At 69.1% G+C, this 4035-nt stretch carries 3 protein-coding genes and 2 pseudogenes; 1 reads left to right on the forward strand and 4 read right to left on the reverse strand.

Going from position 1 to position 4035, the window contains the following annotated elements; genetic code table 11:
• The 4 genes and pseudogenes from FUT87_RS14075 to queF form a co-directional block, all read right to left on the reverse strand.
• Positions 1 to 325 (reverse strand): annotated as a pseudogene (locus FUT87_RS14075) (2,3,4,5-tetrahydropyridine-2,6-dicarboxylate N-succinyltransferase); the annotation flags it as partial.
• A gap of 81 nt (positions 326 to 406) precedes the next feature.
• Positions 407 to 1669 (reverse strand): succinyldiaminopimelate transaminase, encoded by a 1263-nt coding sequence (gene dapC / locus FUT87_RS14080; RefSeq protein ID WP_147241421.1) that lies wholly within the window; start codon positions 1667 to 1669, stop codon positions 407 to 409.
• A 64-nt stretch (positions 1670 to 1733) separates the two neighbouring features.
• The gene (locus FUT87_RS14085) at positions 1734 to 2159 is read right to left on the reverse strand and encodes an SET domain-containing protein (protein WP_221213749.1); all 426 of its coding nucleotides are present in this window, start codon (positions 2157 to 2159) and stop codon (positions 1734 to 1736) included.
• A 34-nt stretch (positions 2160 to 2193) separates the two neighbouring features.
• Positions 2194 to 2625 carry a preQ(1) synthase gene (queF, locus tag FUT87_RS14090; protein ID WP_147241422.1) on the reverse strand — a complete coding sequence of 144 codons (432 nt, stop codon included), beginning with the start codon at positions 2623 to 2625 and terminating at the stop codon, positions 2194 to 2196.
• A gap of 218 nt (positions 2626 to 2843) precedes the next feature.
• On the opposite strand from queF, the pseudogene FUT87_RS14095 reads away from it, so the two are divergent.
• Positions 2844 to 4035 (forward strand): annotated as a pseudogene (locus FUT87_RS14095) (chromosome segregation SMC family protein); the annotation flags it as partial.

Here is a 4035-nt window from a genome sequence, read left to right on the forward strand (position 1 = left end):
GCGGCACCACGCGCACGCCGGTGGCGCGCAGCGCCTCGTCGCTCATGCCGCCGAACTTGGTCGGGACCTTGTCGAAGAAAGTCATGTCGCCGGCGCCCATCTGGCGGTTGTCGTTCAGGCGGAAGGACAGCAGCACGGCCTTCTTGACCCACTGGTGCACGGTCCACTCGCCGACGGCCTTGCGCTCGGCCACGCGCAGCGTGCCGGCGTCCAGGCGGGCCAGGACCTCGTCCACGGCGGCGCGCACTTCCGGGCTGTTGGCCGAGGTCAGGTTGGCGCGGCCTTCCCAGGCCAGGTCGATGATGGATTGCAGGTCTTGCGTCATGGTGGGGATCTCGAGGATTCGATCGATTCGGGTCGGTGGGACACGTCCGGCGGCACGCGCGGTGCCGCGCGGCGGGACGGATCAGGCGGAGGTCTTGAGTTGCTTCGCGAAGGAGACGATGCGGTGGGCGGCTTCCAGGCATTCGGCCTGTCCGGCCACCAGCGCCAGGCGGATGCGGCCGGCGCCCGGGTTGAGGCCGTGGGCGTCTCGGGCCAGCAGGCTGCCGGGCAGAACGCCGACATTGTATTGAGCGAGCAGGCCCTGGGCGAAGCCAATATCGTTACCGTCTGGCACCGCCGCCCACAGGTAGAAACCCGCGTCGGGCAGGGCCACGTCCAGCACCTGCGCCAGCAGCGGCGTGACGGCTGCGAACTTGGCGCGGTACTGCGCGCGGTTCTCGATCACGTGGGCTTCGTCGTTCCAGGCGGCGATGCTGGCGGCCTGGATCAGCGGGCTCATCGCCGAGCCGTGGTAAGTGCGATAGAGCAGGAAGCGCTTGATCCAGGCGGCATCGCCGGCGACGAAGCCCGAGCGCATCCCCGGCACGTTGGAGCGCTTGGACAGGCTGGTGAACGCGATGAGGTTGCGGAAGTCCGGCCGGCCGAGCTGGACCGCGGCCTGCAGGCCCGACAGCGGCGCGGCGTCGGGGCCGTCGCGGAAGTAGATCTCGGAGTAGCACTCGTCCGAGGCGATCACGAAGCCATGCCGGTCGCTGAGCTCGAACAGCGTCTGCCACTCCGACAGCGGCATCACCGCGCCGGTTGGATTGCCCGGCGAGCAGACGTAGAGCAGCTGCGTGCGGGCCCAGGTGGCGTCATCGATCTGCGACCAGTCGGCGGCGAAGTTGCGCGCCGGGTCGGAGTTCGCGAAGGCCGGCGTGGCGCCGGCCAGCAGCGCGGCGCCTTCATAGATTTGATAGAACGGATTCGGGCAGACGACGGTCGCGCCCGGGCGGCTCGGATCGATCACGACCTGCGCCAGTGCGAACAGCGCCTCGCGCGAACCGTTGACTGGCAGGATCTGCGTGGCCGGGTCCAGGCTCAGCGCGTAGCGACGCTGCAGCCAGCCGGCGATGGCCTCGCGCAGCTTGGGCTCGCCGGCCGTGGCGGGGTAGCTGGACAGGCCCTTCAGGTTGGCCATCAGCGCGTCCTCGACCAGCTTGGGCGCCGGATGCTTGGGCTCGCCGATGCCCAGCGAGATGGGGCGGTAATCGGGGTTGGGGACGATGCCCTGGGTCAGGGCGCGCAGGCGCTCGAAGGGGTAGGGGTTCAGGAGCGCCAATCGCGGGTTGACCGGGGGAGGGGCCGCGGGATCGGCCAGGGGCGAGGCGGGGGACGTGCTCATGCGCGGAATCATAGGCGGGCCCCTCGCGGCGGCCGTACTCGGCTGGACAACGCTGGGTTGACGCTCAGAGCGAGCCTCGGCAGCCGGGCGCGCCGCAGCGGCAGGGCAGGCGGCCCTCGTGGTGGGTCACGCCGTAGTCGACGGTGATCTCGTCGCCGGGGCGCAGGTCCTCGGTCGCGAAGAAGCTGACCTCGCCGTCCTCGACCTGGATGCGGGCGTTGGGCCGGCAGCTGTGGTTGGTGAAGCGCATCGCGTCCTGCGAGCGGCTGGCGTCGATCGCCCGCGCCGGCGAAAGCTCCACCAGCATCAGCCGGCGGCTCTCCTGCGCGCGGCGCCGGGCCTCGGCCACCGTGATCGATTCGCCGGTCAGCAATCCCAGCCGCGTGCCGGCCGGGATGTCCTCGGCGGCGAACACGCCGTAGCCGTCGATGCGGCTGCGCTTGAGCGCGACCGCGACGAACTGCGTCGCGCTGTCGTAGGCGAGGGCCATCCGGCGGGACCTGGTGCGGGATGCGGGGCGCGGATCAGCGCAGCAGGCCGCTCTCGAAGCCGTGCGCCGGCAGGTCGACCGCCGGCAGCGGCTTCCAGCCCTTCTTGCGGTGCTCGGCCACGACGTTGGTGTAGATGCCGCCGCGCACGTACCACTTGGCGGTGATGCGGATGAAGCGCGGATTGGTCACCTTCACGATGTCCTCGAGGATGGTGTTGGTCACCTTCTCGTGGAACGCGCCTTCGTCGCGGTAGCTCCAGAAGTACATCTTCAGGCTCTTGAGCTCGACGCAGTACTGGTCCGCAATCATGTCGATCGTGAAGTGCGCGAAGTCCGGCTGGCCCGTCAGCGGGCAGTGGCAGGTGAACTCGGGGATCTGGAACTGGATGACGTAGTCGCGCTCCGGGGCCGGGTTGGGGAAGACGTGGATCTCCTTGCTGGGCCGGCTGGGCGGGTTGGGCGGCATCTCGCGCATCTTGGGCGCGACGGCGGGTTTGGCGGCCTTGGCGCCGGCCTTGGCGGCCGGCTTGGCGGAGGGATTCTTGGCCATGGGGCTGGGGAAAAGACGAAGGGCGCGATGGTATCATCCGCCGCGAATCGAGCGCCCCGTCAAGGGGCGTTTCCACAATCAAATCAAAGGCTTAGATCACGCGCAGGCTGTGGCGGCCCGGTGATCACACCCCGATGCGACTGAACTCGATCAAGCTCTCGGGCTTCAAGTCCTTTGCCGATCCGACGAACTTCCAGCTGCCCGGCCAGCTGGTCGGCGTGGTCGGCCCCAACGGCTGCGGCAAGTCCAACATCATGGATGCGGTGCGCTGGGTGCTGGGCGAAAGCAAGGCCAGCGAACTGCGTGGCGAGTCCATGCAGGACGTGATCTTCAACGGCTCCGGCAACCGCAAGCCGGCCAGCCGCTCCAGCGTGGAACTGGTGTTCGACAACACCAGCGCCAGAGCCGGCGGCCAGTGGAACCAGTTCACCGAGATCGCCGTCAAGCGCGTGCTGACGCGTGACGGGACGTCCAGCTACTTCATCAACAACCAGCCGGTGCGCCGCGCGACGTGCAGGACGTGTTCCTGGGCACCGGCCTGGGCCCGCGCGCCTACGCCATCATCGGCCAGGGCACGATCAGCCGGATCATCGAATCCAAGCCCGAGGAACTGCGCATGTTCCTCGAGGAAGCCGCCGGCGTCTCCAAGTACAAGGAGCGCCGCCGCGAGACCGAGAACCGCCTCAAGGACACGCGCGAGAACCTGACCCGCGTCGAGGACATCCTCCGGGAGCTCAACAGCAACCTCGAGAAGCTGGAGCGCCAGGCCGAGGTCGCCGCGAATTACCGCCACCTGCAGGAGCAGGGCACGCTCAAGCTGCATCAGCTGTGGTTCCTGAAGCACCGCGACGCGGCCGGCGAGTCGGCGCGGGTGAAGAGCGAGCACTCGGAGGCGGTCAACGCGCTGGAAGCCAAGATGGCCGAGCTGCGCCAGCTCGAGGCCGAGCTCGAGACCATCCGCCAGGCCCACTACGGCGCCGGCGATGAACTGCACGCCGCGCAGGGCCGCATGGCCGAGGCCCAGATGGAGGTCAGCCGGCTCGAGGAGCGCATCCGCTACGTTGTCGAGGGCCGCCAGCGGCTGGAACAGCGGCTGGTCGAGCTGCAGGCGCAGAACCAGCAGTGGCAGGAGCGCGCCGAGCAGGCGCAGCTGGAGCTGGATGACGTCGCCACCCAGATCGCGCAGGCCGAGGAGCAGAGCGAGATCCTCGCCGCGCAGGCCGAAGACCAGGCGATGAAGCTGCCCGAGGTCGAGGACCAGGTGCGCGCCGCGCAGGCGCGCGCCAACGAGCAGCGCACGCAGGTCACGCAGGTGCAGCAGCAGAT

The organism is Mitsuaria sp. TWR114, assembly GCF_007997345.1.

Bases quoted from the DNA above. Each gene is read 5' to 3' on its own strand.
- dapC (WP_147241421.1), bottom strand. From the start codon at position 1,669: ATGAGCACGTCCCCCGCCTCGCCCCTGGCCGATCCCGCGGCCCCTCCC.
- FUT87_RS14085 (WP_221213749.1), bottom strand. From the start codon at position 2,159: ATGGCCCTCGCCTACGACAGCGCGACGCAGTTCGTCGCGGTCGCGCTC.
- queF (WP_147241422.1), bottom strand. From the start codon at position 2,625: ATGCCGCCCAACCCGCCCAGCCGGCCCAGCAAGGAGATCCACGTCTTC.